Source organism: Kitasatospora sp. NPDC087861, assembly GCF_044742585.1.
Lineage (GTDB): Bacteria > Actinomycetota > Actinomycetes > Streptomycetales > Streptomycetaceae > Kitasatospora.
The window spans coordinates 391,528-416,597 of sequence record NZ_JBIUUS010000003.1 but is presented as its reverse complement, the minus strand read 5'-3'; the positions used below and the strand labels follow the sequence as shown (position 1 = coordinate 416,597).

Below are 25,070 nucleotides of genomic sequence, written 5' to 3'. Positions count from 1 at the left end.
GGGTCCCTTTCCAGCCAACTCGTCATGCTTGGGCCGGTGTGGACCGGGTTGCGGAAGCACGACGGTGCGGGTGGGGGTGGTGCGACCGGTCTCCGCGCGCCGCATGGCGCGCCGTGGTGGAATGACTGACCTGCGGTTTCGCCGATCTGTGGACTGACAATCGGACGTTTATTGAACGTCAATCGCCTCGGTGCAGAGTGGAGTCCAGCGCCGGGGAAGCGTTGAGGGCGCTCCCGCAGCCGGGGGGCTGCGGGGGCGCCGACGCGCGCACCGGGGGAGGAACTCCGCTGGGGGGCGGAGGCCTACGGCGCGGGGGGAGAAGAAGGGGGAGGCTCGGTGTGCTGTTGTGAGATGAGGTTCGCCACGGGGGAGGCCTCCGGCACACCGAGCCGCGTGAAGATCGCGTGCGCTTCCGTCAGGCAGGCGAGCCCGCGGGCGGGCTGGGCCAGGGCCAGCAGCGCTTCGCCTAGGGCGGCGTTGGCCAGGCCCTGGCAGTAGGCGGAGTCCATCTCCTGCGCGATCGCGAGCGAAGCGCCCGCCGCCTCGGCCGCCTCGCCCTGCTGTCCGGCGGCGAGTAGGGCGGAGGCCAGACGGGCGAGGGTGTAGCCCTCCCAGAGCCGGTTCCGTTGGGACCGGTAAAGCTGATGTGCCTCCCGCAGGTGCGGGACGGCTTCGCCACCGGTGAGCACCACGCCGAGCTGGTACAGCGTCTGCGCGAGCAGCGGGCCGTTCTTGGACTCGCGCGCTGCGGAGACTCCGTCGCTGGCGGACTGGATTGCCGTCTCGGTCATGCCGAGCCAGTGCTGCACCCGGGCCATGTTGCCGACGATCCGTGCCTCGGCGGTCGGTGTGCGGACAGCCTGGCTGGTGGCCCGGGCCTGTTCGAGGAACCCCAGGGCCTCGGTTTTGCTGTTACCGATGCCCAGGATCCAGCCCAGCGTGTTGGCCGTAGCCAGCAGCAGGATGGACGGGTTGTCCGGTGCCTGGTGGTCGAGGCTCCGACGCAGCGAATGCTCGGCGCCCTGGAAGTCGCTGGTGACGGACTGGAGGGTACCGAGGGCGAAGTACGCTCGGGCGAGCACTGCCGAGTCGCCACGGCGTTCCGCGTCCTGGCTGATGGTTTCCAGGACCCGGCATCCCCGAGGGCCGCGGGTCGGGTCGGGGTCGATGCTGAACATCAGGTTCAGCAGATCGACTGCCGAGCGCTGCAGGGCGTCGGGACCGTTCGCGGCGGTCTCGACGGCACTGAGGAGCAGGGCGCCCTCGGTTCGGAGCCAGTCTTGCGCGGACTGGCTGGTCGGAAGGCCGATCCCCGGCAAGGCGGGCGTCGTCAGCAGCTCCGGCAGTGTGTCGTCCGGTTCGATGGCCTGGGCCGCATTGCGCATGGTCGGGATCAGCAGGTCGAACAGCCGCTGAATCGCCCGCTCCCGCTCCTCGGCGTCGCCGATCCGCTCATTCTGCCGCTGGGCGTACAGGCGGAGCAGGTCGTGGTAGCGGTAGCGGCCCGGGGTGAAGCATTCCAGCATGTTCGCTTCGACCAGTGCCTCGGCGAGGTCCTCGGCGGCATCTTCGTTCAGATCGAGCAGCGCAGCTGCCGCCTCCAGCGGGATGTCAGTGGAGTCGATCAACGAGAGAAGCCGAAAGGCCCGAGCCTCGGCCGCGGAGAGTTGTCCGTAGCCGAGCCCGATGGTGGTCTCCACAGCGAGGTTGCCCAGCTGGAGTTCGTCTAGACGGCGCCTTTGATCGGCTAACCGGCGGGCCAGATCGGAGACGCTCCAGCGCGGGCGGCTGGCCAGGCGGGCGGCGGCAATGCGGACGGCCAGCGGCAGGAAGCCGCACGCTTTGACCACGGCCATGGTGGCCTCCGGCTCAGCAGCGGCCCGCTGCTCCCCGACGATGGCCGAGAACAGCGACATTGCCTCGGCTGGCGTCAGCTCCTCCACGTCGAACAACTGCGCACCCGGAATGCCGGCCAGTCGGGACCGGCTGGTGGCCAGTACGGCGCAGCCGGAGACGCCTGGGATCAGCGGCTTGATCTGTTCGGCGTCCCGTGCGTTGTCCAGCAGGATGAGCATCCGTCGTCCGGCGAGCTGTGAGCGGTAGAGGGCCGCGCGCTGTTCGAGCGAGTCGGGACTCTCGGTGACGCCGAGTGAATGCAGGAAGTCGCCCAGGACGACCACCGGGTCGGCCGGTGAGGCGCCGGCCCCACGCAGGTCGACGTACAGCTGACCGTCCGGGAATTCCGACCGGACGCGGTGGGCGACGTGGACAGCGAGGGTGGTCTTGCCGACGCCCCCGATCCCGGCCAACGACGTCACCACCACGGCCTGGCCAGTGGCGTTCTGCAGGATCGTCGATAGATCGGCCACCAGCTTTGAGCGGCCGCTGAAGTCCGATACGTCGGCGGGGAGTTGGGCTGGTGCCGGGGGGGCGGCCGGACCGTCCCTTCGGGCTGCGGCGGAGGCGGTCACCTCCGGGAGGGTCAGTGCCGGGTCCGCTGCGAGGATACGGGCGTGCATGGCGGACAGGCTGGCGCCCGGCTCGACCCCGAGTTCCTCGATGAGCAGCTTGCGGGTGTCGGTGTAGACACCCAGGGCTTCGGCCTGGCGACCGCATCGGTACAACGCCAGCATGAGCAGTTCGCGGAGTCGTTCGCGCAGCGGGTGCTCGGCCGTCAGGATGTTGAGGTCGCTGACGATTTCGGCGTGGAGGCCGATGTCGAGGGCGGCGGCGCAGGATTCCTCGACGGCGGCCACTTGACGTTCGGCCAGCCGCAGCCGTTGGGCGTCGGCGTAGGGGCCAGGGATGCCGGTGAGTGGACGGCCGCTGAACAGCTGCAGGGCCTGGGCGAGGAGCCGGTGTGCCTCGTGCTGGTCTCCCGAGGCCCGGGCGGCCGCGGCGTCGACGGACAGCTTTTCGAAGACCGTCAGGTCCAGGGCGTCGTTTGGGATGCGCAGCGCATAGCCGTCCGCGATGGAGACCAGCACCTCGGAGGGCCCGCGAATCTCTCGTCGGGGTTCGATGACGGAGCGCAGTCGGGAGACGTATGTGCGGAGCGCGGCCACGGCTTGGGTCGGCGGTCGGTCGCCCCACAGGGCGTCGACGAGATCCTGCGTGGTGACCGGACGGCCGGACTGCAACAGAAGGGTGGTCAGGACGGCTTGCTGCTGGGGGGACCCGAGGGAGAGGGGCTTCCCGTCGAGCCAGGCCTGGACCGGACCGAGGACTTGGAAGCGCAGCGCAGGTGCCTGCGGTGTCTCCCGAAACTCCATGAAGTCCCCTGATGGCCTGTGGTGTTGATCTCTTGAAAGGGCGCTCGGCGGTCCGCCGCGGTGCTTCAGCTTAGGCGGACGCCCGACTCTGCCGGACGGCCCCGCAAGCCGCACGATGTTTATCGGACATTTAATCAACCCTACGATACTGTCCCCGCGCCCGCGCCAAGCAGGTCGGGCTGAAGACAATTGATGACTGAAAGGCGGCCGCCCAATGGCCAACAACCAGAGCGAGACCCCGGTGTCGTCGACGCCCGAGAGTGCGGCGCAGACTCCGGCTCCGGCCGCCGCTGTGGAGGCCGGCCGGGCTGTCGAGGGCGCGGTGGCTGCGACCTCGAACCCGACCGAGTACACCGAGCCGAACGCGGACCGGAAGGATGCCTTCGAGAACGAGGTCTTCGGCGACGAGGCTGAGCACGTACTGGAGCCCGTCAAGCCGGCCGCCGACGAGCCGGGCAAGACCTACGAACCCGAGAACGTCGTTTCCGGCTGCCCGTAAAGAGATCGGCCCGAGTGTCCCCGTGCCCGTCTGGGTGCGGGGGCGCTGTTGGTGATGTGCGCGCCAATTCGTGTGCGGGTCCATCGCGGTGGCCGAATCCCGTCCGTGGTGCACTCATGGTGACCGGTGATATCCGTTACGTGCCCGACGGTGGGCGCGGGGCGTTCCGGAATTCCGGATTCACTTGGGGGGATTGCGGGTCGGAATGCCGCGGTTTGCGTGTTTTTTGCCGCAATTAGCGCGGAAGATCGTATTCGGCTGAATCGCGGGGCCTGGGAACGGGCGAGACGTGGTTCGGTTCGGCCGCCCATTCCCGGCCGCCGCCCTCGGGGCGCAGGTAGTGCTCCCCGCCGACGGTGTCCATGTAGATGCCGGTGCGTCCGGTCCTCCGGTCGAGGACGAGTTCACCCACGTGCGGCCGGTAGGCCGAGGCGTCGCGTTGACGGGTGCTCACCGCTGTGCTCCTCGCTCTGGTAGGCGACTGGCCAGCATCTCTAGAGAAGCTAATATCTCTAGAGATGTCAACGGTCGTATCTGCTTACTGTCGGCCGCGGGCGCGCCTACGATTTGTCCGAGGGAGAGGGAGTGGCGATGACCGGCAGCAGTGGCGACAAGCAGCCCAAGTACCAGCGGATCGCCGACACCCTGAGGGCGGCCATCGACGCCGGCCAGTACTGCGCGGGCGACCGGCTGCCGGGCGAGAACGACCTCATGGACGAGTACGGCGTGGCCCGGATGACCGCCCGTCAGGCGCTCGGCGTGCTGCAGAGCGAGGGCATCGCCGAGGCACGCCGGGGCGCGGGGGTCTTCGTCCGGGACTTCCGCCCGCTGCGCCGGCGCGGGATCCAGCGGCTGGCGCAGGGGCAGTGGGGCTCCGGCCGGTCGATATGGTCGGCGGACATCGACAACCGCCTGCTGGTGGTCGACCAGGTGGCCGTCACCGAGCAGGGCGCCCCGGAGCACGTCGCCCGGGTACTGGGCGTGGACCCGGGCGAGCCGATGTGCGTACGGCACCGCCGCTTCGTCCTGGACGGCAAGCCGGTGCTGCTGTCGACCTCCTACCTGCCGGCCGGCCTGGTCGCCGGCACGGCCATCACCCGCGAGGACACCGGCCCGGGCGGCACCTACGCCCGACTGGCCGAGATAGGCGCGAAGCCGGTCCACTTCCGCGAGGAGGTCCGCTCCCGGATGCCGGGCGCGGAGGAGGCCGCCCGCCTGGAGCTCTCGGCCGGCACCCCGGTCATCCTGATCTGCCGCACCGCCTTCGCCGACGAGGGGCAGGTCGTCGAGCTCAACGAGATGATCCTCGACGCCGCCTCCTACGTCCTGGAGTACGACTTCGACGCGTGAGTGCGCGCAACGACACCGCCCCGGCCGCGAGGGGCGGCCGGGGCGGCGGGGTGACGCGGGTGGGGGCTACTCCTTGGAGCGGACGCGCAGGCTGGTGATCAGCGGGCCCTCGGTGGTCTCGCGGAAGAAGTCGTTGCCCTTGTCGTCGACCACGATGAAGGCCGGGAAGTCCTCGACCTCGATGCGCCAGACGGCCTCCATGCCGAGCTCGGCGTACTCCAGGACCTCGACCTTCTTGATGCAGTCCTGGGCCAGGCGGGCGGCCGGGCCGCCGATGGAGCCGAGGTAGAAGCCGCCGTGGGCGGCGCAGGCGTCGGTGACCTGCTTGCTGCGGTTGCCCTTGGCGAGCATGACCATGGAGCCGCCGGCGGCCTGGAACTGGTCGACGTAGGAGTCCATCCGGCCGGCGGTGGTGGGGCCGAAGGAGCCGGAGGCGTAGCCCTCGGGGGTCTTGGCCGGGCCGGCGTAGTAGACGGGGTGGTCCTGGAGGTACTTGGGCATGCCCTCGCCGGCGTCCAGGCGCTCCTTGATCTTGGCGTGGGCGATGTCGCGGGCGACGACCAGGGTGCCGGTGAGCGAGAGCCGGGTCTTGACCGGGTACTTGGACAGCTCGGCGCGGATATCGGACATCGGCTGGTTGAGGTCGACGCGCACGACGTCGTCGTCCAGGTGCTCGTCGGTGGTGTCCGGCAGGTACCCGGCCGGGTCGGTCTCCAGCTGCTCCAGGAAGACGCCCTCGGCGGTGATCTTGCCGAGCGCCTGGCGGTCGGCGGAGCAGGAGACGGCCATGGCGACCGGTAGCGAGGCGCCGTGGCGCGGCAGGCGGACGACGCGCACGTCGTGGCAGAAGTACTTGCCGCCGAACTGGGCGCCGATGCCGATCTTCTGGGTCAGCTCGGTGACCTTGGCCTCCAGCTCCAGGTCCCGGAAGCCGTGGCCGGTCTTGGCGTTGCCGGAGGTCGGCAGGTTGTCCAGGTAGTGCGCGGAGGCGTACTTGGCGGTCTTGAGCGCGAACTCGGCGCTGGTGCCGCCGATCACGATGGCCAGGTGGTACGGCGGGCAGGCGGCCGTGCCGAGGGAGCGGATCTTCTGCTCCAGGAACGAGAGCATGCTCGCCTCGTTCAGGATGGCCTTGGTCTCCTGGTACAGGTACGACTTGTTGGCGGAGCCGCCGCCCTTGGCCATGAAGAGGAACTTGTACGCGTCGCCGTCGGTGGCGTACAGCTCGATCTGGGCCGGCAGGTTGTTGCCGGTGTTCTTCTCGTCCCACATGGTCACCGGGGCCATCTGGGAGTAGCGCAGGTTGAGCTTCGTGTACGCGTCGAAGACGCCGCGCGCGATGGCGGACTCGTCGCCGCCCCGGGTGAGCACGTTCTGGCCGCGCTTGCCCATGACGATGGCGGTGCCGGTGTCCTGGCACATCGGGAGGATGCCGCCGGCCGAGATGTTGACGTTCTTCAGCAGGTCGAGCGCGACGAAGCGGTCGTTCGGGCTGGCCTCCGGGTCGTCCAGGATGCGGCGCAGCTGGGCGAGGTGGGCGGGGCGCAGGTAGTGCGAGATGTCGTGCATCGCCTCGGCGGTGAGCAGCCGCAGGGCCTCGGGCTCGACCTGGAGGAAGGTGCGACCGCCGGCCTCGAAGGTGGAGACACCCTCGGAGGTCAGCTTGCGGTACGGGGTCGGGTCAGCACCCAGGGGGAGCAGGTCGCTGTACTCGAAGTCTGGCGTGGGAGCCATGGGGGCGGTCCTTAGGTTTCCAGTGGTCCGGCTGCGTCGGCGAAGCACCCTCAAGGGTAGGACCCGGCCTTGCGTCGCATGCGGACAGGGCAGCCTGCGTGACCGGGCTCACTCGTCCGTGCGTGCGAGCGACTACGCTTGCGCCGTGGAGAATTCGCCGCCGCAGGACGATCCGGGGCAGCCGCCCGTGCCGGCGCCCGTACCGATGACCAAGCCCGAACCGAAGCCCGAGCTCAAGCCGCAGCCGCAGCCGTCGCACGCCCCGGTGGCGCAGGCGGACCTGCGGGTCTCGGACGCCGACCGCGAGCGGATCGCGGAGCTGCTGCGGGACGCCTACGCCGAGGGCCGGCTGGACGCGGACGAGCACGCCGAGCGGATCGGGGCCGCGTACGCCGCCAAGACCTTCGGCGATCTGGTGCCGCTCACCCGGGACCTGCCCGGCCACCGGCCGCTGTCGTTCGAGAAGCCGCCGCTGCAGGCCCCGGCACCGCGTCCGGTGGCGCCGGCGCTGCCGCCCGCGCGCCAGGAGTCCGCGTCGATGGTGGCGGTCTTCGGCGGCGCGTCCCGCCGGGGCCGCTGGCGGGTGGGCTCGCACCTGAGGGCGTTCGCGGCCTTCGGTGGGGTGGAGATCGACCTGACCGACGCCGTCTTCGAGTCTCCCGAGGTGGAGATCGAGGTGACGGCGCTGTTCGGCGGGGTCGAGATCCGGGTGCCGGAGAACGTGAGCCTGCACGGTAGCGGCGTCGGCATCTTCGGCGGCTTCGACGTCAAGGAGCAGACCGCGGCGGACCCGTACGCGCCGGTGGTCCGGGTCAAGGGCGTCGCGGTGTTCGGCGGCTGCGAGGCCAAGCCGCGCCGGGGCAAGAAGCTCAAGGAGTGGGTGCGCAAGCAACTCGGCACCGAGTAGCCGGGGTTGACCGACAGGGCGCCCGATCGGGGATCAACTCCCGGTCGGGCGCTCCGCGTTGTGTCCGGTGCGCTCCGTAGTCGATTGCGTGCAGTGTGCATGAATCGCGGCCGGGCGGGGTAGTTCCTTCCGCACATCGCTTCTTGTACGGCTGCGCACCGGAGGCGGCCCAGCGCCGGTCCGGGGGTTGGACAGCGGGGGCTCGCAGCCGGGCAGGGGAGCGAGCTTCCCCGTGTCCGAGAGTCTCGTCAGGAGTACGGCCGTGCTGCATCCGATCGAGTCCCGCACCACCTCCCCCGTCGCCGCCGCGCAGGTGCTGGAGCGCCGACCGGCCGTCCGGCCGCAGCCGCACCCCCCGGGCGGCCAGGGTTCCCAGGGCGCCTCCCCGAACCCCCCTTCCGCGGGCGAGGACAACCCCTGGCACACCGGTGCGGCCTGCCGGCGGGACGAGGCGGGGCTGTTCTTCGCGCCCTCGAAGGAGCCGACGGCGGCCCGGCTGTCGCGCGAGGAGCAGGCGAAGCAGGTGTGCGCCCGGTGTCCGGTGCTGCTGGAATGCCGCGAGCACGCGCTGGCGCAGCCGGAGCCGTACGGGGTCTGGGGCGGGCTGACGGCCGCCGAGCGGCGGGTCGTACTGGCCCGGCGCCGCCGCCGGGAGCCGGAGCTGCGCGAGGCGTCCCGGGTGGCCGCGGGGCAGCAGCGGATAGCCGGCTGACGCCGGGACGGGCGTCCGGGCCGGTCCCGGGCCGGACGCGCCGCGGCCTCGGCGGAGGGGGATTCCGCCGAGGCCGCGGGTGCGCTCGCCCCGTCCTGGTCCGCGCGGTCGGCGCGGTTGTCGGTTGGCGCGGTTGTCAGTTCGCGCGGTCGAAGTCGATCGCGCTGTAGGCCCGCAGCTTCGACAGCTTGTGGACGGAGTTGATCTCGCGGATCGTGCCGCTCTTGGACCGCATCACCAGCGAGCTGGTGGTGGCGGTCTCCTGGCGGTAGTGCACGCCGCGCAGCAGCTCGCCGTCGGTGATGCCGGTGGCGACGAAGAACACGTTCTCGCCGCTGACCAGGTCGTCGGTGGTGAGCACCCGGTCCAGGTCGTGGCCGGCGTCGAGGGCCTTTTGCCGCTCGGCGTCGTCCTTGGGCCACAGCCGGCCCTGGATCACGCCGCCCATGCACTTCATGGCGCAGGCCGCGATGATGCCCTCGGGGGTGCCGCCGACGCCCATCAGCAGGTCGACGCCGGTGCCCTCGCGGGCGGCCATGATGGCGCCGGCCACGTCGCCGTCGGAGATGAACTTGATCCGGGCGCCCGCCTCGCGGATCTCCCGGACCAGGCCGTCGTGGCGCGGGCGGTCGAGGACGACGACCGTGACGTCCTCGACGGCGCTGCCCTTGGCCTTGGCGACCCGGCGGATGTTGACGGCCGCCGGGGCGGTGATGTCGACGAAGTCGGCGGCCTCGGGGCCGGCCACGAGCTTGTCCATGTAGAACACGGCGCTGGGGTCGAACATGGTGCCGCGGTCGGCGACGGCCAGGACGGCGACGGCGTTGTTCATGCCCTTGGCGGTGAGCGTGGTGCCGTCGACCGGGTCGACCGCGACGTCGCACTCGGCGCCGGTGCCGTCGCCGACCCGCTCGCCGTTGTAGAGCATCGGGGCTTCGTCCTTCTCGCCCTCCCCGATGACGACGACGCCGTTCATCGAGACGGTCGAGACCAGGGTGCGCATCGCCTTGACGGCGGCGCCGTCCGCGCCGTTCTTGTCGCCACGGCCGACCCACCGGCCGGCGGCCATCGCGGCCGCTTCGGTCACCCGGACGAGTTCGAGCGCGAGGTTCCGGTCCGGAGCCTCGGGCGCGACCTCCAGGGCGCTGGGAAGGTGGTGCGGGTACTGCGTGGTCATCGTCGTTACCTCTCTGTACGCGACGGCCAGTAAGCGCCCGACTACTGCCAGGTCGAACGCCGTGGTGAGGGTCCTGCGATCGTATCTGCCCACAAGATGACTGTCTGTGGCGCGGGTCGCCACCCGGCATCGGGCAAGGGCCGGTTTGCCCCGCTTCACCCGTACGCGGGCACCCCGGGTGGCCGTACCGGTGTGTGGATGAGTCACCATGTGGGGGTGGCTGGAGAGAGCAAGCGCATCAGGGGCCGGGAGACCGTACGGGACATGATCCTGTCGATGCTGGCGGTCGGCGTCGTGGTCTGGATCGGGTACCTGTTCCTTCCGCACGACGCGAACAGCGACCCGGTGCACGTGGTCGAGTACAAGGTGGCGGCGGCCTCCGCGAAGCGCGGTGCGCCGTACCAGCTGCTCTCCCCGGACGGGCTGTCCAGCCAGTGGCGGGCCACCTCGGTCGGCTACCAGCCGGCCGCGAACAGCAACGGCAAGGGCAACGCCTGGCACCTGGGCTTCGTCACGCCGTCCGGCCAGTACGCGGCGGTCGAGCAGAGCGACGTCCCGCGCGACGCGCTGCTGGCCGACAAGGTCGCCGGCGGCAAGCCGGACGGCACCTCGGAGGTGGCCGGACAGACCTGGGAGCGTCTGCAGGGCGAGAAGTCCCGCGCGCTGACCGTGCAGACCGGCGGCGCGACCACGGTGCTCACCGGCACCGCCTCCTACGAGGAGCTGGCCGAGCTGGCGCAGGCGCTCAAGTAGGCGCGTCCCCCGCCCGCGAACCGTTCCGTACGCCCCTGCGAGCGCCCCGCGAACGCGCCCGTACACCCGTGGATGCCCCCGTACGCATGCGAAAGGGCCCGCACCGGACGAACCGGTGCGGGCCCTTCGCGCGTGGCGGATCAGACCGTGGTGACGACCTGGTCGTACTCCAGGCGCGGCGAACGCGGGAACCAGGCGTCGTCGCCCGGCTTGCCGATGTTGACCACGGCCAGCACCGAGTGCTCGCCGTCGCCGAAGAACTCCTTGTTGATGCCCTCGGCGTCGTAGCCGGTCATCGGGCCGGCGGCCAGGCCGGCGGCGCGCACGCCGATGATGAAGTAGGCGGCCTGCAGGGCGCCGTTCAGCGCGGCGGAGTGCTCACGGACGCTGCGCTCGGCGAAGAACACGTCCTTGGCCTGCGGGAAGTGCGGGAACTGGCTCGGCAGCTCCTCGTGGAACTCGTTGTCCGCGGCCAGGATGGCGACCAGCGGGGCGGCGGCGGTCTTGGCCTTGTTGCCGTCCGCCAGGTGCTGGACGAGGCGCTCGCGGCCCTCGGTCGAGCGGACCAGGACGACGCGCAGCGGCTGCTGGTTGAAGGCGGTCGGGCCGTACTTGACCAGGTCGTAGATGGCCTGGACCTGCTCCTCGGTCACCGGCTCGTCGGTGAAGGTGTTCGCGGTGCGCGCCTCACGGAACAGCAGGTCCTGAGCGGCGGCGTCGAGTACCAGGGCGTCGGTGGTCATGCTTGTCTGCACCTCATGCGGGAGGGGTTCGTCGGAGTGACCGGCCGGGGTCGGTCACTGCATCCCAACATGGGTGAACTTTCAACGATTCCCCGACCCCCTGTGAGCTGCGTCACTCGCCGCCCGCGACCCCGTTCTCCTCGGCGGCCAGCGCCGCGTCCAGCCGGGCCCGGGCGCCGTCCAGCCAGCGCTGGCACACCTTCGCCAGCTGCTCGCCGCGTTCCCACAGGGCCAGCGACTCCTCCAGCGACGTCCCGCCGTTCTCCAACTGCCGGACCACCTCCAGCAGCGCGTCCCGGGCGTGCTCGTAGCCCAGCGCGTCGTCCGGGGTCGGCGCCGCCGCGCCCTGCTGCTCCTGCTGCTCTGCCATGCGTGCCAGCGTAGGGGCTGGCGCCGACAGAACGGCCGCGGCGGCGGTGAGTCGCTCCACCGCAGGCCCGCAGCCTCGGCTCCGGCGAGGGCTTCTACGCGCCCCGGCCGTCCTCCACCGCGACGCCGAAGGACCCGCCCGCCACCCGGGCGTGCAGGCCCTCACCGGCCGCGACCTGCGCCGGATCGGTCACCACCGTGCCGTCCGCCCGCTGCAGCACCGCGTAGCCGCGCTCCAGGGTGGCCGCCGGGGAGAGCGCGACCACCCGCGCGAGGGTGTGCCCGAGGTCGCTCTGCGCGTGGTCCAGCCGGTGCCGCAGGGTGCGCCGGGCCCGCTCCAGCAGCGCGCCGAGCTCCTGGCCGCGCCCGTCCAGCATCCGGTGCGGGGCGGCCAGCGCGGGGCGGCTGCGCAGGCCGTCCAGCCCGTGCTGCTCGCGCTCGACCCGGCCGAGGACGTGCCGTCGGGCGCGGTCCCGCAGCTGGCGGACCTTGGCCAGCTCCTCGCCGACGTCCGGAACCACCCGTTTGGCGGCATCGGTCGGAGTGGATGCGCGCAGGTCGGCGACGAAGTCCAGCAGCGGCTGGTCCGGCTCGTGGCCGATCGCGCTCACCACCGGCGTGCGGGCGGCCGCGACCAGCCGCACCAGCCCCTCGTCCGAGAACGGCAGCAGGTCCTCGACGCTGCCGCCGCCGCGGGCCACGATGATCACGTCCACCTCGGGGTGCTCGTCCAGCTCCCGGACGGCCGCGCTCACCCGCTCCACCGCGCTGACCCCCTGCACCGGGACATTGCGCACCTCGAAGCGGACGGCCGGCCAGCGCCGCCGGGCGTTCTCCAGCACGTCCCGCTCGGCCGCCGAGCCGCGCCCGGTGACCAGCCCGACGCACTGCGGCAGGAACGGCAGCGGCCGCTTGCGCCCGGCCGCGAACAGGCCCTCCCCGGCGAGCCGCCGCTTCAGCTGCTCCAGCCGGGCCAGCAGCTCGCCCAGCCCGACCGGCCGGATCTCCGAGGCCCGCAGCGACAACTGCCCGCGCGCCGCGTACCACTCCGGCTTGGCGTGCACGACGACCCGGGCGCCCTCCTGCACCACGTCCGCGACCTGGTCGAACACCGAGCGGAAGCAGGTCACCGTGAGCGACACGTCCGCCTGCGGGTCGCGCAGGGTCAGGAACACCACACCCGCCCCGGGCCGGCGACTGAGCTGGGTGATCTGCCCCTCCACCCAGACCGCGCCGAGCCGGTCGATCCAGCCGCCGATCAGCGCGGAGACCTTGCCGACCGGGAGCGGGGCTTCGGGGGAGCTCGTGTTGGCCATGCGTACGAGGTTAGGGCCTGGCCGAAGCGGGGGAACCCTGGACGCCCAGCACCACCAGGCCGACCGCCAGCCAGATCAGCCCGACGATCTGCGCGGTCGTCGAGGCCTCGTAGACCACCGCGCCGATCACCGCGATCCCCAGGGCCGGGACGACCAGGTGCCGCAGCCGGTCCCGGGAGCCGTGCCGCACCGTGTACCAGCCGATCACCGAGGCGTGCAGCAGCGCGAAGGCGGTCAGTGCGCCCACGTTGACCACCGAGGTCAGCTGGTCCAGCCCGTCGTCCCGGGTGGCCGCCCAGACCGCCGCGGCCATGGTGATCACCGCGGCCACCAGCAGTGCCCGGCGCGGCACCGCGGTGGCCGGGTCGACCGTGCCGAGGACGCGCGGCAGCCGCCCCTCCCGGCCCATCGCGAAGACCAGCCGCCCGGCCGCCGCCTGCCCGGCCAGCGCCGCGAAGGCCGCGCCGATCGCCTTGCCGGCCGCCACCAGGACGTGCAGCCAGTGCCCGATCCCGCTTTCCACGGTGTCGTAGAAGGCCGAGCCCTGCTCCGCCGGGTCGGCGGCCAGCTGCTGCGGGGTCGTCGGCTCCAGCAGCGCCGCCAGGTACGTCTGCGCGACGAACAGCACCCCGGCCAGCGCCAGGCACCAGAGCACCGCCCGGGCCACCGCCGCCGAGGCGCCGACCGCCTCCTCGACGAAGGTCGCGATCGCGTCGAAGCCCAGGTAGGAGAGCACCGCGACGGAGACCGCCGAGACCACCGCGGCCGGGGAGAAGGGGCCGACGGCGGTGAACGGGGTGCCCCAGCCGCGCCGGGCGCCGTCCTGGACCAGCGCCACCACGGCCGCGGCGACGAACACCGCCAGCACCGCGATCTCCAGGGCGAGCACCGCGAAGCCGACCACGGCCGCCGTCCGCACGCCGACCAGGTTGAGCGCGGTGGTCACCACCACCGCGAGCGCGGTCCAGACCCAGCGGGAGACCCCGGGCACCAGCGAGTTCAGCGCGATCCCGGAGAACAGGTAGGCGACCGCCGGGATCAGCAGGTAGTCGAGCATCGCCATCCAGCCGGCGATGAACCCGGGCCCCTCGCCCAGCCCGGCCCGCGCGTAGGCGAACACCGAGCCGGCCTGCGGCACCGCGCGCACCATCTGGGCGTACGAGAGGGCGGTGAAGCCCATCGCGACCGTCGCGGCCAGGTAGACCGTGGCGACGGCGCCGTGGCTCTTGGCGTCCAGGACGCCGAACACGCCGACCGGTGCCATCGGGGCGATGAACAGCAGGCCGTAGACCATCAGGTCGCGGACACCCAGAGTGCGGCGCAGGCCGCCCGGTGCCGGTTGCCCGTTCGCGGAGCTCATAGACACCACATTTGAGCACCGACGACCGGGTCTGTCCGGAAAGCGCCTGCCGTCGGCGCGGCTCGGCGCCGCCCGTACGATGGAGCCATGTCCAACACCGCGCAGCGCCGTGTCCTGCTCGCCGCCCCCCGGGGCTACTGCGCGGGTGTCGACCGCGCCGTGATCGCCGTGGAGAAGGCCCTGGAGCAGTACGGGGCCCCCATCTACGTCCGCAAGCAGATCGTCCACAACAAGTACGTGGTGCAGACCCTGGAGAAGAAGGGCGCGATCTTCGTCGACGAGACGGAGGAGGTGCCCGAGGGCTCGATCGTGGTCTTCTCCGCGCACGGCGTCGCCCCGTCCGTCCACGACGAGGCGAAGGCGGGTCGGCTCGCCACCATCGACGCCACCTGCCCGCTGGTCACCAAGGTGCACAAGGAGGCCGTGCGCTTCGCCGACGAGGACTTCGACATCCTGCTGGTGGGCCACGAGGGCCACGAGGAGGTCGTCGGGACGATGGGCGAGGCGCCGGACCGGATCCACCTGGTGGACGGTGCGGAGGACGTCGCCAACGTGAAGGTCCGGGACGAGTCCAGGGTCGTCTGGCTGTCCCAGACCACCCTGTCGGTGGACGAGACCATGGCCACCGTCGGCGAGCTGAAGAAGCGCTTCCCGGCGCTGGTCAGCCCGCCCAGCGACGACATCTGCTACGCCACCCAGAACCGCCAGGTCGCGGTCAAGCAGATGGCCCCCGAGACCGACCTGCTGATCGTCGTCGGCTCCAAGAACTCCTCCAACTCCGTCCGCCTGGTCGAGGTCGGCCTGGAGTACGGCGCCAAGGCCGCCCACCTGGTGGACTTCGCCGAGGAGATCCAGGAGGCCTGGCTGGAGGGCGTCACCACGGTCGGCCTGACCAGCGGCGCCTCGGTGCCGGAGATCCTGGTCGAGGGCGTGCTGGAGTGGCTGGCCGCGCGCGGCTACGAGACGGTCGAGACGGTCAAGACCGCCGAGGAGCACCTGACCTTCTCGCTGCCCAAGGAGCTGCGCCGCGACCTGCGCGCCGAGGCGGCGGGCAAGCTGTAGTCCCGTTCGGGAGGACCCGGTGCCCGGACGGGGTACCGGGTCCTTTGCTGTGCGGGCGCGTTCGGGCTCTCGTACTTTTGTGCACAGGCTGTGGGCAAGAGGGTCCGCGGCCTCGGCGGAGGGTGGTCGTGATGACGGCGGTATTCGGCGTGGACATCGGCGGTTCGGGCATCAAGGGCGCTCCGGTCGACCTCGGCCGGGGGGTGCCGGCCCAGGAGCGGTACAAGGTGCTCACCCCGCAGCCGTCCGCCCCCGAGGCCGTGGTCGAGGCCGTCTGCGAGGTGGTCCGCCACTTCGACCACCGGGGCCCGGTCGGGCTCACCTTCCCCGGTGTGGTGGTCGGCGGCCGGACCAGAACCGCGGCCAACGTGGACAAGGGCTGGATCGGCCTGGACGCCGCGGGCCTGTTCCGCGAGGCGCTGGACCTGCCCGCGACCGTGCTCAACGACGCGGACGCGGCCGGACTCGCCGAGACCGCGCACGGCGCCGGACGCGACCAGCCCGGCGTGGTGCTGGTGCTCACCTTCGGCACCGGCATCGGCAGCGCGCTCTTCGTGGACGGCGCGCTGGTGCCCAACACCGAGCTGGGCCACCTGGAACTGCGCGGCAAGGACGCCGAGCGCCGGGCCTCCTCGGCCGCCAAGGAGCGGCACGGGCTGGACTGGGAGCAGTGGAGCGAGCGGGTCGACGAGTACCTGGACCTGGTCGAGATGCTGTTCTCGCCGCAGCTGATCGTGATCGGCGGCGGGGTGAGCCGCAAGCACGAGAAGTTCCTGCCGCTGCTGCGCGAGCGCGAGGCGCGGGTGGTCCCGGCCGAGCTGCGCAACGACGCGGGCATCGTCGGCGCGGCCATGGCGGCGGCCCGGGCGGTGGGCTGAGGCCGCCCGCCCGTGGCGCTGCTCAGCGGGAGCGGTGGATCCGGCGCTGGGCCACGAACCGGGCGAGCACGATCAGCGCGGCCAGCCCGGTGCCGGAGAACAGCCAGCCGGCCCGCAGTGCCAGCCCGGTCGCCAGCGCCACCACGTGGGCGGTGACGCCCGAGGAGGTGGCCGGCGCGAGCACCAGCAGCGCCAGCGCGAAGGCGATCGGGCCGCTGATCGGTGCGGCCAGCAGGTCGGCGTAGCGCACCCGGACGGCCAGCTGGAAGCAGACCACGACGTAGCCGAGGCCGAACAGCCAGCCGAGGCCGTCGAACAGCAGCCGGTCCAGGCCCGCCACCGCGAGCGTCGCCAGCACGGCGACCACGCCGGTGCCGACGGCGGTCAGCCGGGTCGGCCGGCCGGTGCGGCGCCGCCCGTACAGCGGGGCCTCGGACCGCTCGCGCAGCGGGGCCTCGGACCGCCCGCGCAGCGGCAGCCGAAGCCGCGGCCCGGGGGCGGCCGGGCGGTCGGCGGCGGGCGGGCCGGCTGCCGGCCGTAGTCGGGCGGGCGGGGCGGCGGGGGCTCCGGCGGACTCGGGAGCCCGGCCGGGCCCGGGGACGGCGGCCCCGGCCGCGCCGTTCGGCGGTCGGCGTCTGGGCCCTGGCGGCTGGGTTCGGATGCTCTGCTCCACCCGCCCAACGTACGGTCCGATCATCGCCACACTGTGTAATGGACCGTTCAGGTCTTGCTCCGTGTCTCCGTGCGGAGTACTGATGTGATCGTCGCTCAAGGGCCTGACCTGTCCGGCCCATACGGCGCGCCACGATCATCCGACCGTCTACGGGGGACCCGATGACCAGCGGTTTCAGCTTCGAACGGCTTCACCACGTCCAGCTCGACATCCCGGCCGGCGCGGAGGACCGGTGCCGCGCCTTCTGGGCCGGTGTCCTCGGCATGGCGGAACTGGAGAAGCCGCCGGTGCTCGCCGCCCGCGGCGGCTGCTGGTTCCGCGGCGGCGGGGTCGAGGTGCACCTCGGTGTCACCCCGGACTTCCGCCCGGCCCGCAAGGGGCACCCGGGCATCCAGGTGGGCTCGCTGGACGCGCTCGCCGAACGGCTCACCGCGCACGGCCACGAGGTGGTCTGGGACGACGACCTGCCCGGCCACCGTCGCTTCCACGCCGCCGACAACCTGGGCAACCGGCTGGAGTTCCTGGAGCCCCTCCCGGCGCCGACCGAGGCGTGAGGCGCTGCCCGTAGACTTGGGGGTCGGCCCGCACGGTGCCGACCCAACTCCTCCAAGCCCCCGGGACTGCGCTTCATGTCGCTCACGATCGGAATCGTCGGCCTGCCGAACGTCGGCAAGTCGACCCTGTTCAACGCCCTGACCAAGAACGACGTGCTGGCGGCCAACTACCCGTTCGCCACCATCGAGCCGAACGTCGGCGTCGTCGGCGTCCCGGACGCGCGGCTGGCCAAGCTCGCCGAGATCTTCGGCTCCCAGCGCATCCTCCCGGCCACCGTCGACTTCGTCGACATCGCCGGCATCGTGCGCGGCGCCAGCGAGGGCGAGGGCCTGGGCAACAAGTTCCTCGCCAACATCCGCGAGTCGGACGCGATCTGCCAGGTCGTGCGCGCCTTCACCGACCCGGACGTGGTGCACGTGGACGGCAAGGTGTCGCCCAAGGACGACATCGAGACCATCCACACCGAGCTGATCCTGGCCGACCTGCAGACCATCGAGAAGGTCCTGCCGCGGCTCCAGAAGGAGGCGCGCCTCAAGAAGGACACCGCCCCCGTGCTGGCCGCCGCCGAGGCCGCGCAGGCGGTCCTGGAGACCGGCAAGACCCTCTTCGAGGCCGGCTTCGACACCACCCCGATCCGCGACCTCCACCTGCTGACCGCCAAGCCCTTCCTCTACGTCTTCAACGTGGACGAGGCCGAGCTGGCCGACGAGGACTTCAAGAACGCCCAGCGCGAGCTGGTCGCCCCGGCCGAGGCGATCTTCCTCAACGCCAAGATCGAGTCCGAGCTGATCGAGCTCGACGACGACGAGGCCCTGGAGCTGCTCCAGTCGATGGGCCAGGAGGAGCCCGGCCTCGCCACCCTCGCCCGCGTCGGCTTCGACACCCTGGGCCTGCAGACCTACCTCACCGCAGGCCCCAAGGAGACCCGCGCCTGGACCATCAAGAAGGGTGCCACCGCCCCCGAGGCCGCCGGAGTCATCCACACCGACTTCCAGAAGGGCTTCATCAAGGCCGAGGTGATCTCCTTCGCCGACCTGGTCGAGACCGGCTCCATCGCCGAGGCCCGCTCCAAGGGCAAGGCCCGCATCGAGGGCAAGGAATACATCATGCAGGACGGCGACGTGGTGGAGTTCCGCTTCAATGTGTGAGGGTGGCTAACTTTTCGTTAGCTGATCTGTCAACTGTGCAGGTCGAATGGGGTCCACTCTCTCGGGTGTGGGCCCCTGACGTGTTCCCGTGCTGACTTGGTGCTGACTTCTCCGGGTCGACATCGCGCTGAACGCCCCGCCGGTCATCGCCGTGAGTGGTACGTTATCCGGTACCACTCCCGAAGGGTTTCCTGCCATGTCCATCACCGCGAGCGAGGCCCGCAAGGATCTCTTCCCGCTCATCAAGAAAGTCAATGACGACCACGAGGCCATCGAGATCGTCTCCAGGCACGGGAATGCCGTCCTCGTATCCGCCGAGGACTACGCCGCCCTGCGCGAGGGCTCCTATCTGCTGCGCTCGCCCGCCAATGCCCGCCGCCTGCTCAAGGCGTACGAAAACGCCCTCGGCCGTGTCGGCCTCGCCGAGCGCGAGCTGATCGACCCCGATGCGGCGGATGCGGGGCAGGGCGCCGCGTGAGGCTCGTCTTCGAGGATCAGGGCTGGGAGGACTACACGTCCTGGCTCAAGAGCGACCGCAAGATGCTCGCCCGGATCAACAAGCTCATCGAGGACGCCCGCCGTGATCCCTTCGCCGGGATCGGCAAGCCCGAGCCGCTGAAGTACCACCTGGCCGGCGCCTGGTCACGGCGGATCGATGACGAGCACCGCCTCGTCTACCTGGTCACGGATGAGGAGATCATCATCCTCGCCGCCCGCTATCGCTACTGATCGTCCTCTGCCGAACGTCGTCCCACCGTGCTGACTCTGTGCTGACTTGGGCCGCTGGAATCGACGTTTCCGCAGGTCAGGGCAGAGCTATTGACGTTCCGCTGCAACGTGTGACCGGTGTCGGGCGGGACGGGCCGGGCCTTTCGGGGCCGGGTCCGTCGTGTTGCGGTGGAGCCGGGGGAGTGGTACCTGGCGGCCGGGGAGCGGGGTGACGTGCTGGTCGTCCAACTGCCGGACGGTGTCCGGGGGTTGCTGCTCGATACCACCGGCATTGAGCGTGACGGCGACCAGGTGGCCGCCCCGGTCAGGGGTGGACGGTGACGGTGATGACGCCGTCCGGGGCGGCGGTCACGGTGACGCCGTCGAGGGTGTCGGTGTGGGCGTCCGGGTGGTGGGCGGCGGCGCGGGGGCCGATGCCGATGACGCGGATGCCGGCTGCCCGGGCGGCCGCGATCCCGGCGTCGGAGTCCTCGAAGGCGAGGCAGTCGGCGGGGGCGAAGCCGAGGGCGGCGGCGCCCTTGAGGAAGCCCTCCGGGTCGGGCTTGCTGGCGCCGACGGACTCGGCGGTCACCAGGACGGGCGGCAGCGGCAGGTCGGCGGCGGCCATCCGGACCCGGGCGAGCGGCTGGTCGGCGGAGGTGACCAGGGCGTGCGGCAGGGCGGCCAGGGTGGCGAGGAAGGCGGCGGCGCCGGGGACGGGGACGACGCCGTCGGTGTCGGCGCGCTCGGTGGCGAGCATCCGCTCGTTGTCGGCGAGGTTGAGCTCCACCGGGCGGTCGGGCAGCAGTGCGGCCATGGTCGCGTGGCCCTGGCGGCCGTGGGCGACGGCCAGGACGGCGGCCGGGTCGAGGCCCTGCTGCTCGGCCCAGCGGTGCCAGCAGCGCTCGACCACGGCGTCGGAGTTGACCAGGGTGCCGTCCATGTCGAGAAGGAAGGCGCGCGTGGTCAGCTGGATGGGGGTGGCGGGCATGGAGCGGCTCCTCGCGGGCGCGGCGAATGGACGACGCAGAGCTGAGTCGTTTGTTCCATAAGGATACAAAAGATCAGCAGAGCAGGTGGGCGTTGACCGCGCGGGCCTCCTCGGCGAGCTCCGGCAGCTCCACCACCTCGACTCCGGCCGCCGCGAGCAGGGCCGTGCCCTGGCAGTCGGCGACGAACAGGTCCGGCTCGCGCCAGGCCACCACCACCCGTGGCACACCCGCCGCGATGAGCAGCCGGGCGCACGGCACCGGCCGCGAGGCGCGCTGTCCGCAGGGTTCCAGCGAGCTGTAGACGGTCGCCCCGCGCAGTCGCGGGTCGCCGGCCGGGAGCTTGCCGAGGGCCGCCTCCTCGGCGTGGTCGTGCGCGTCGGCCTCCCGGCTGTAGCCCTCCGCCAGCACCTCGCCGTCGGCGCCGACGATCACCGCGCCGACCGAGAAGGCCGTCCCGGACGGCGGGCAGCGGCGGGAGAGTTCGACGGCCCGGCGCAGGTGGTCGAGGTCGGTGGTCACGGGGCGGGCTCCTTCGGGGCGTACCTGAGCAGGACGACGTCGCCCACCGTACGTGCCTCCAGCAGGCGCATCCGCCGGGCCGGGCCGCCCGGGAACGCGGCGGGCCGGACGAACCGCGGCGCCTCGACCTGGCCGACCAGCAACGGGGCGACCACCAGCTGGAGCTCGTCCGCCAGGCCCTGGGCCAGGAACTGGGTGTGCACGCCGCCGCCGCCCTCGACCATCAGTCGGCGCACCCCGCGCGCGCCCAGGTCGTCCAGCACCGCACCGGGGTCCACCGCGCCGCCGAGCGTGACCACCTCGGCCAGCCCGTCCAGGCGGGGTCGCAGCACCGCCGCGCCGGTGTCCGTGGTGTAGGCGAGCTTGGCGCCGCCGGCGTGCCAGAAGCGCAGGCTCGCGTCGAGCGCGCCGCTCGCGCTGAGCGTCACCTTCAGTGGGTACTCGGTGCGGCCGGCCGCGAGTCGGGCGGCCCGGCGGGCGGGGTCGTTGACCAGCAGGCGCGGGTTGTCGGCGCGCAGCGTGTTGCCGCCGACCAGGATCGCGTCGGCGGCCGCGCGCTCCGCGTCGACCCGGTCGAAGTCGGCCTGGTTGGAGAGCAGCAGGCGGTCGGGGGAGGCGTCGTCGAGGTGGCCGTCGAGGGACATCGCGGCGCTCAGCAGGACGAAGGGGCGCTGGCCGGGCATGGCGGGGACCGTTCTGTCGGGGGCGCCTCCACGGTACGGCCGGCGGGGGTGGCGCGACCGGCAGGTGGTCGACATGTGAGACGAATCTTCTCGGCATTCGGAACGTCCGGTAGCGTCGAAGACGTCGCGGAAACCGACCACGCCCCAGGGGGATCCCATGACCGGACAGCAGTCCGCCGTCTACACGCACGGCCACCAGGAGGCCGTACTGCGCTCGCACCGCTCCCGGACGGCCGCCGACTCGGCCGCCTACCTGCTGCCCGAACTGCGGTCCGGGCAGGGGCTGTTGGACATCGGCTGCGGGCCCGGCACGATCACCGCCGACCTGGCCGAGCTGGTCGGCCCGGGCGGGCGGGTGGTGGCCGTGGACACCTCCGCCGAGGTGCTGGAGCTGGCCGCCGCGTACGTGGCCGGGCGCGGCCTGTCGAACGTCGTGTTCGAGGTCGCCGACGTCCACGGACTGCCCTACGCGGACGGCGAGTTCGACGTGGTGCACGCCCATCAGGTGCTGCAGCACGTGGCCGACCCGGTGGCCGCGCTGCGCGAGATGCGCCGGGTGGTGGCGCCGGGCGGCGTGGTCGCGGTGCGGGACGTCGACTACGCGTCGATGACCTGGTTCCCCGAAGTGCCCTCGCTGGACAGCTGGTTGGAGCTGTACGAGCGGATCGCCCGGGCCAACGGCGGCGAGCCGGACGCCGGGCGGCGGCTGCTGTCCTGGGCGCGGGCGGCGGGCTTCGCCGACATCGCGGCGACCGCCACCACCTGGACGTACGCGACGCCCGAGCAGCGCGCCTGGTGGGGCGGGATGTGGGCGGACCGGGTCACCGGTTCCACGATCGGCCGGGCGGCGGTGGAGCGGGGCTTCGCGGACCGGGCCGAACTGGAGCGGATCGCGGCCGGCTGGCAGGAGTGGAGTGCCGCCGGGGACGGCTGGTTCTCCATGCTGCACGGCGAGATCCTGGCACGCGGCTGACCGGGGGCCGGGGACGACCGGCGGCGAGGCGGGGGCGGGCGAAACGGTCGCGCGGGCGTTCGGAAAGATCAGGTAAAGTCGCGCGTCCGCTCGTACCGGGTCCGTTCGGGCCCGTCCGGCCCGCTGCTGGAGGGGCGAGTGGACGAGTCGAACTGCCGAGTTGATGCCCGTACCGGCGGGCCGGGGGAGTGCACGTGTCCAAGCCTGAGTCCGCGCCGCCCGCGCCGCCCGCGCCGCCCGTGCCGTCCGTGCCGTCCGTGCCGTCCGTGCCGCCCGTGCCGTCCGTGCCGTCCGTGCCGTCCGTGCCGCCCGTGCCGCCCGTGCCGCCCGTGCCGCCCGCGCCGGGGCCGGAGTCGCCCGCGGTCGATCTCCACAAGCCGGCCCACGAGGCCGAGCCGGCGGACCAGGCCGAGCGAGTCGAGCAGGCCACGGCACCCGCCGCACCCGCACCCGCACCCGCACCCGCACCCGCACCCGCCGCACCCGCACCCGCCGCACCCGCACCCGCCAACCCCTGGTCCGCGCCCACCCCGTCGCTGGCGCCGCCCCAGCCGCCGCCCCCGCCGCTGCCCGCCGGCGGCTGGGCGTCGGTGCCCCCCGCCGTGCAGCCCGGCTTCCAGCCCGGCTTCTACGCCCCGGCCGCCGCCACCGTCACCAACGGCTTCGCCGTCGCCGCCCTGGTGACCGGCCTGGTCGCGGCGGCGCCGGTGGCCCTGGTCCTCGGCATCGTCGCGCTGGTCCAGATCAACCGCCGCAAGGAGCGCGGCTTCGGGATGGCCGTGACCGGCCTGGTCCTCGGCGTGGTCGGCACGCTGCTGTTCTCCCTCGCGCTGGCCGGATCGACCTTCGAGCCCGACGGGAGCGGCCGGCTCGCCCTGCCCCCGAAGGCTCCGGCCGGCTCGGTCGCCTGGGCCGCGCTGAAGTCCGGGGACTGCTACAACACCCCCGAGAACGGCAGCCGGACCGACCCCGAGGGCGGCGACGAGACGCTGTACTGGGTCCGCCGGGTGCCGTGCTCGGTACCGCACCACGGCGAGGTGGCCGGCACCGTCCGGATCCCGGCGAGCGAGGGTCCGTCCTACCCGGGCGAGGCCAGGGTCCGCGAGCTGGCCGCCGAGCTGTGCCGCAAGGTGCTCGACGACTACGCCCTCGACCAGTGGGCGATCCCGGACGGCATGGACGACGTCTACCTCTACCCGACCCGGGGCAACTGGAGGTCCGGCGACCGGAGCGTCACCTGCGCGTTCGAGGACGGCGATGCCGAGCACCGGGGGACGGTCCGCACCGACCGGGGCAGCCTGAACTCCGCCCAGCTGACGTACCTGGAGGCGGTGCGAGGCTTCAACGACACCTACGGGAGCCAGCCGAGCAAGGGCTTCGCCGAGGCGTCGTCCGAGTACCGGGACTGGGCCCGGCGGATGGCCGCCGCCTCCCACGCGGAGGCCGCGGCGCTGAACAAGGAGCCGGCGGTGTGGCCGGCCGAGGTCAAGCCGACGATCGGCAAGCTGGCGGCGGCCCAGGAGACGGCCGCCGCCGCGTGGGACGCCGCGGCCGCCGGTGCCGACCTGGAGGGCGACGTCCGGCGGGCCCGGGCACTGGTGACCAGGACGGTGCCGCTCAGCGTCGAGATCCGGCGCGGGCTCGGGCTCTCCACCGGCGAGCAGGTGCCCGACCTCCAGGTCTGAGCCGCCGACGGCTTCGGTGCGCCGGCGGGCTCACCCCGCCTCCGCACCGGGTTACCCGCCGTTAACCGCGCCCGTACCTGCCGGTAGCGAGCCGCGCGTAGCGTCGCGAGGGCGGATCCCCGGCCCGACCCCCACGCAGGCCGGGGATACGCTCCCCGCCATGAGCGCCTATCGGGTGATGCGGCAGGACGACAACGGCAACCGCTTCCTGGTCGCCACCGGGCTGGAGCGCGCCGAGGCGCAGCGGCTGGCGGCCGAGTTCGAGGCCCGCGGCCACAAGCAGCTGTACTGGGTCGAGACCGACCCCGGCGAGGGCCCGGGTGCCGACGGCGAACGGCCGGGCACGCCGACGTCCTAGGGTCGCGGAGGCCATAGGGTCGGGCCATGGACAAGGCCGCCGAGACCCCCGCCGAGACCCCCGTCGAAACCCCCGCCGAGCCCCGGATCGTCGTCGGCGGCGCCCTCATCCACCGGGGCCGGGTGCTCGCCGCCCGGCGCAGCGCGCCTGCGGCCGTGGCGGGGCGCTGGGAGTTCCCGGGCGGGAAGGCCGAGCCCGGTGAGACCGAGGCGCAGGCGCTGGAGCGGGAGCTGCTGGAGGAGTTGGGCGTCCAGGCCCGGGCGCTGGAGCGGCTGCCGGGGGCGTGGAGCGTCCGGCCGGGCCTGGAGCTGCGGTTCTGGGCGGCGGAGCTGCTGGCCGGCGACCCCCGCCCGCTGGAGGACCACGACGAGCTGCGCTGGCTCGGCCCGGCCGAGCTGGACAGCGTCGACTGGATCGAGCACGACCGGGACATCCTGCCGCACATCGCGCGGTTGCTCGGTGCCTGAAGCGCCTGAAGCCCCTCAAGTGCCTGAAGCGTCCGAAGCGCCCGAAGCCCCCGTGCGCCCGCATCGGGCCGCGCGTGCCGGTGTGCGACGCGCACCGTACGGGGTAGGTCAATCGGACAAGAGGACCTGACGGCCGGGATAGCCTGGGTCCTGCTGGGTATGTCGCGTTTCGGCACT

General features: G+C 72.4%; 25 protein-coding genes and 1 pseudogene. 15 read left to right on the top strand and 11 right to left on the bottom strand.

Annotation, left to right across the window (positions count from 1 at the left end; translation table 11 throughout):
- Positions 1-302: 302 nt before the first annotated feature.
- Complete coding sequence (locus tag ACIOJE_RS06885) at positions 303-3,386, bottom strand: AfsR/SARP family transcriptional regulator (RefSeq protein ID WP_400773847.1); 3,084 nt, start codon at positions 3,384-3,386, stop codon at positions 303-305.
- Positions 3,387-3,486: 100 nt separating this feature from the next.
- Here ACIOJE_RS06885 and ACIOJE_RS06880 point away from each other — a divergent pair, with 100 nt between their 5' ends.
- Positions 3,487-3,771 (top strand): hypothetical protein, encoded by a 285-nt coding sequence (locus tag ACIOJE_RS06880; RefSeq protein WP_280676467.1) that lies wholly within the window; start codon positions 3,487-3,489, stop codon positions 3,769-3,771.
- 235 nt (positions 3,772-4,006) lie between these two features.
- On the opposite strand, the gene ACIOJE_RS06875 is transcribed toward ACIOJE_RS06880, so the two are convergent.
- The gene (locus ACIOJE_RS06875; RefSeq protein WP_280676465.1) at positions 4,007-4,225 is read right to left on the bottom strand and encodes a hypothetical protein; all 219 of its coding nucleotides are present in this window, start codon (positions 4,223-4,225) and stop codon (positions 4,007-4,009) included.
- A 137-nt stretch (positions 4,226-4,362) separates the two neighbouring features.
- Between ACIOJE_RS06875 and ACIOJE_RS06870 the strand changes: the two genes are divergently transcribed.
- Entirely contained in the window at positions 4,363-5,121 is a 759-nt protein-coding gene (locus ACIOJE_RS06870) for a GntR family transcriptional regulator (RefSeq protein WP_400773842.1), read from the top strand.
- 66 nt (positions 5,122-5,187) lie between these two features.
- Here ACIOJE_RS06870 and ACIOJE_RS06865 read toward each other — a convergent pair whose 3' ends face one another.
- On the bottom strand, positions 5,188-6,855 hold the full coding sequence (locus tag ACIOJE_RS06865; RefSeq protein WP_280676462.1) for a fumarate hydratase: 1,668 nt from the start codon (positions 6,853-6,855) through the stop codon (positions 5,188-5,190).
- Between the two features lie 205 nt (positions 6,856-7,060).
- On the opposite strand from ACIOJE_RS06865, the gene ACIOJE_RS06860 reads away from it, so the two are divergent.
- Positions 7,061-7,762, top strand: coding sequence for a DUF1707 domain-containing protein (locus ACIOJE_RS06860; protein WP_280676639.1), 702 nt, complete (start codon positions 7,061-7,063; stop codon positions 7,760-7,762).
- Positions 7,763-8,078: 316 nt separating this feature from the next.
- Complete coding sequence (locus ACIOJE_RS06855; protein ID WP_400773942.1) at positions 8,079-8,474, top strand: WhiB family transcriptional regulator; 396 nt, start codon at positions 8,079-8,081, stop codon at positions 8,472-8,474.
- Positions 8,475-8,610: 136 nt separating this feature from the next.
- Here the strand turns inward: ACIOJE_RS06855 and glpX are convergent, their stop codons facing one another.
- A complete protein-coding gene (gene glpX / locus ACIOJE_RS06850; protein ID WP_280676458.1) occupies positions 8,611-9,651 on the bottom strand; it encodes a class II fructose-bisphosphatase in 1,041 nt (346 codons plus the stop codon).
- Between the two features lie 216 nt (positions 9,652-9,867).
- Between glpX and ACIOJE_RS06845 the strand changes: the two genes are divergently transcribed.
- Positions 9,868-10,404: a DUF4245 domain-containing protein gene (locus tag ACIOJE_RS06845; protein ID WP_400773840.1), complete on the top strand. Its 537-nt coding sequence runs from the start codon at positions 9,868-9,870 to the stop codon at positions 10,402-10,404.
- A 140-nt stretch (positions 10,405-10,544) separates the two neighbouring features.
- Here the strand turns inward: ACIOJE_RS06845 and ACIOJE_RS06840 are convergent, their stop codons facing one another.
- The 4 genes from ACIOJE_RS06840 to ACIOJE_RS06825 form a co-directional block, all read right to left on the bottom strand.
- Entirely contained in the window at positions 10,545-11,147 is a 603-nt protein-coding gene (locus tag ACIOJE_RS06840; RefSeq protein WP_280676454.1) for a malonic semialdehyde reductase, read from the bottom strand.
- Positions 11,148-11,259: 112 nt separating this feature from the next.
- Positions 11,260-11,517 (bottom strand): exodeoxyribonuclease VII small subunit, encoded by a 258-nt coding sequence (locus ACIOJE_RS06835; RefSeq protein WP_400773837.1) that lies wholly within the window; start codon positions 11,515-11,517, stop codon positions 11,260-11,262.
- A gap of 94 nt (positions 11,518-11,611) precedes the next feature.
- Positions 11,612-12,832: an exodeoxyribonuclease VII large subunit gene (gene xseA, locus ACIOJE_RS06830; protein WP_400773833.1), complete on the bottom strand. Its 1,221-nt coding sequence runs from the start codon at positions 12,830-12,832 to the stop codon at positions 11,612-11,614.
- A gap of 10 nt (positions 12,833-12,842) precedes the next feature.
- A complete protein-coding gene (locus ACIOJE_RS06825) occupies positions 12,843-14,192 on the bottom strand; it encodes an APC family permease (RefSeq protein ID WP_400773831.1) in 1,350 nt (449 codons plus the stop codon).
- Positions 14,193-14,279: 87 nt separating this feature from the next.
- Between ACIOJE_RS06825 and ACIOJE_RS06820 the strand changes: the two genes are divergently transcribed.
- Both ACIOJE_RS06820 and ppgK read left to right on the top strand, forming a co-directional pair.
- Positions 14,280-15,254 carry a 4-hydroxy-3-methylbut-2-enyl diphosphate reductase gene (locus tag ACIOJE_RS06820; RefSeq protein ID WP_280676446.1) on the top strand — a complete coding sequence of 325 codons (975 nt, stop codon included), beginning with the start codon at positions 14,280-14,282 and terminating at the stop codon, positions 15,252-15,254.
- 131 nt (positions 15,255-15,385) lie between these two features.
- Positions 15,386-16,132, top strand: coding sequence for a polyphosphate--glucose phosphotransferase (gene ppgK, locus ACIOJE_RS06815; protein ID WP_400773828.1), 747 nt, complete (start codon positions 15,386-15,388; stop codon positions 16,130-16,132).
- 22 nt (positions 16,133-16,154) lie between these two features.
- On the opposite strand, the gene ACIOJE_RS06810 is transcribed toward ppgK, so the two are convergent.
- A complete protein-coding gene (locus ACIOJE_RS06810) occupies positions 16,155-16,805 on the bottom strand; it encodes a DUF6542 domain-containing protein (RefSeq protein WP_400773825.1) in 651 nt (216 codons plus the stop codon).
- Between the two features lie 161 nt (positions 16,806-16,966).
- Here ACIOJE_RS06810 and ACIOJE_RS06805 point away from each other — a divergent pair, with 161 nt between their 5' ends.
- The 4 genes from ACIOJE_RS06805 (at position 16,967) to ACIOJE_RS06790 (ending at position 19,237) form a co-directional block, all read left to right on the top strand.
- The gene (locus tag ACIOJE_RS06805; RefSeq protein WP_280676440.1) at positions 16,967-17,359 is read left to right on the top strand and encodes a VOC family protein; all 393 of its coding nucleotides are present in this window, start codon (positions 16,967-16,969) and stop codon (positions 17,357-17,359) included.
- Positions 17,360-17,434: 75 nt separating this feature from the next.
- Positions 17,435-18,508, top strand: coding sequence for a redox-regulated ATPase YchF (ychF, locus tag ACIOJE_RS06800; protein WP_280676438.1), 1,074 nt, complete (start codon positions 17,435-17,437; stop codon positions 18,506-18,508).
- Positions 18,509-18,704: 196 nt separating this feature from the next.
- A complete protein-coding gene (locus ACIOJE_RS06795; protein WP_280676436.1) occupies positions 18,705-18,986 on the top strand; it encodes a type II toxin-antitoxin system prevent-host-death family antitoxin in 282 nt (93 codons plus the stop codon).
- Positions 18,983-19,237 (top strand): Txe/YoeB family addiction module toxin, encoded by a 255-nt coding sequence (locus ACIOJE_RS06790; protein WP_400773822.1) that lies wholly within the window; start codon positions 18,983-18,985, stop codon positions 19,235-19,237. The genes ACIOJE_RS06795 and ACIOJE_RS06790 overlap by 4 nt, the downstream gene beginning before the upstream one ends.
- A 304-nt stretch (positions 19,238-19,541) precedes the next feature.
- Here the strand turns inward: ACIOJE_RS06790 and ACIOJE_RS06785 are convergent, their stop codons facing one another.
- Both ACIOJE_RS06785 and ACIOJE_RS06780 read right to left on the bottom strand, forming a co-directional pair.
- Positions 19,542-20,207, bottom strand: coding sequence for an HAD-IA family hydrolase (locus tag ACIOJE_RS06785; RefSeq protein ID WP_280676432.1), 666 nt, complete (start codon positions 20,205-20,207; stop codon positions 19,542-19,544).
- Positions 20,208-20,280: 73 nt separating this feature from the next.
- Positions 20,281-21,410, bottom strand: a pseudogene (locus ACIOJE_RS06780) (dihydrofolate reductase family protein).
- Between the two features lie 157 nt (positions 21,411-21,567).
- Between ACIOJE_RS06780 and ACIOJE_RS06775 the strand changes: the two are divergent.
- From ACIOJE_RS06775 to ACIOJE_RS06760, 4 genes are all read left to right on the top strand, one after another.
- A complete protein-coding gene (locus ACIOJE_RS06775) occupies positions 21,568-22,383 on the top strand; it encodes a methyltransferase domain-containing protein (RefSeq protein ID WP_400773820.1) in 816 nt (271 codons plus the stop codon).
- 194 nt (positions 22,384-22,577) lie between these two features.
- Positions 22,578-24,068 carry a DUF4190 domain-containing protein gene (locus ACIOJE_RS06770; RefSeq protein ID WP_400773818.1) on the top strand — a complete coding sequence of 497 codons (1,491 nt, stop codon included), beginning with the start codon at positions 22,578-22,580 and terminating at the stop codon, positions 24,066-24,068.
- A 160-nt stretch (positions 24,069-24,228) separates the two neighbouring features.
- Positions 24,229-24,426: an SPOR domain-containing protein gene (locus tag ACIOJE_RS06765; RefSeq protein WP_400773815.1), complete on the top strand. Its 198-nt coding sequence runs from the start codon at positions 24,229-24,231 to the stop codon at positions 24,424-24,426.
- Positions 24,427-24,452: 26 nt separating this feature from the next.
- Positions 24,453-24,893 (top strand): NUDIX domain-containing protein, encoded by a 441-nt coding sequence (locus ACIOJE_RS06760; RefSeq protein ID WP_400773813.1) that lies wholly within the window; start codon positions 24,453-24,455, stop codon positions 24,891-24,893.
- Positions 24,894-25,070 lie beyond the last annotated feature (177 nt).

What these genes read in the sequence shown, in the direction of transcription:
- ychF (WP_280676438.1), top strand. Translation starts at nt 17,435, where the DNA reads ATGTCGCTCACGATCGGAATCGTCGGCCTGCCGAACGTCGGCAAGTCG.
- ACIOJE_RS06820 (WP_280676446.1), top strand. Translation starts at nt 14,280, where the DNA reads ATGTCCAACACCGCGCAGCGCCGTGTCCTGCTCGCCGCCCCCCGGGGC.
- ACIOJE_RS06860 (WP_280676639.1), top strand. Translation starts at nt 7,061, where the DNA reads ATGACCAAGCCCGAACCGAAGCCCGAGCTCAAGCCGCAGCCGCAGCCG.
- ACIOJE_RS06865 (WP_280676462.1), bottom strand. Translation starts at nt 6,855, where the DNA reads ATGGCTCCCACGCCAGACTTCGAGTACAGCGACCTGCTCCCCCTGGGT.
- ACIOJE_RS06870 (WP_400773842.1), top strand. Translation starts at nt 4,363, where the DNA reads ATGACCGGCAGCAGTGGCGACAAGCAGCCCAAGTACCAGCGGATCGCC.
- ACIOJE_RS06835 (WP_400773837.1), bottom strand. Translation starts at nt 11,517, where the DNA reads ATGGCAGAGCAGCAGGAGCAGCAGGGCGCGGCGGCGCCGACCCCGGAC.
- ACIOJE_RS06765 (WP_400773815.1), top strand. Translation starts at nt 24,229, where the DNA reads ATGAGCGCCTATCGGGTGATGCGGCAGGACGACAACGGCAACCGCTTC.
- xseA (WP_400773833.1), bottom strand. Translation starts at nt 12,832, where the DNA reads ATGGCCAACACGAGCTCCCCCGAAGCCCCGCTCCCGGTCGGCAAGGTC.
- glpX (WP_280676458.1), bottom strand. Translation starts at nt 9,651, where the DNA reads ATGACCACGCAGTACCCGCACCACCTTCCCAGCGCCCTGGAGGTCGCG.
- ACIOJE_RS06795 (WP_280676436.1), top strand. Translation starts at nt 18,705, where the DNA reads ATGTCCATCACCGCGAGCGAGGCCCGCAAGGATCTCTTCCCGCTCATC.
- ppgK (WP_400773828.1), top strand. Translation starts at nt 15,386, where the DNA reads ATGACGGCGGTATTCGGCGTGGACATCGGCGGTTCGGGCATCAAGGGC.
- ACIOJE_RS06760 (WP_400773813.1), top strand. Translation starts at nt 24,453, where the DNA reads ATGGACAAGGCCGCCGAGACCCCCGCCGAGACCCCCGTCGAAACCCCC.
- ACIOJE_RS06805 (WP_280676440.1), top strand. Translation starts at nt 16,967, where the DNA reads ATGACCAGCGGTTTCAGCTTCGAACGGCTTCACCACGTCCAGCTCGAC.
- ACIOJE_RS06840 (WP_280676454.1), bottom strand. Translation starts at nt 11,147, where the DNA reads ATGACCACCGACGCCCTGGTACTCGACGCCGCCGCTCAGGACCTGCTG.
- ACIOJE_RS06825 (WP_400773831.1), bottom strand. Translation starts at nt 14,192, where the DNA reads ATGAGCTCCGCGAACGGGCAACCGGCACCGGGCGGCCTGCGCCGCACT.
- ACIOJE_RS06880 (WP_280676467.1), top strand. Translation starts at nt 3,487, where the DNA reads ATGGCCAACAACCAGAGCGAGACCCCGGTGTCGTCGACGCCCGAGAGT.
- ACIOJE_RS06785 (WP_280676432.1), bottom strand. Translation starts at nt 20,207, where the DNA reads ATGCCCGCCACCCCCATCCAGCTGACCACGCGCGCCTTCCTTCTCGAC.
- ACIOJE_RS06775 (WP_400773820.1), top strand. Translation starts at nt 21,568, where the DNA reads ATGACCGGACAGCAGTCCGCCGTCTACACGCACGGCCACCAGGAGGCC.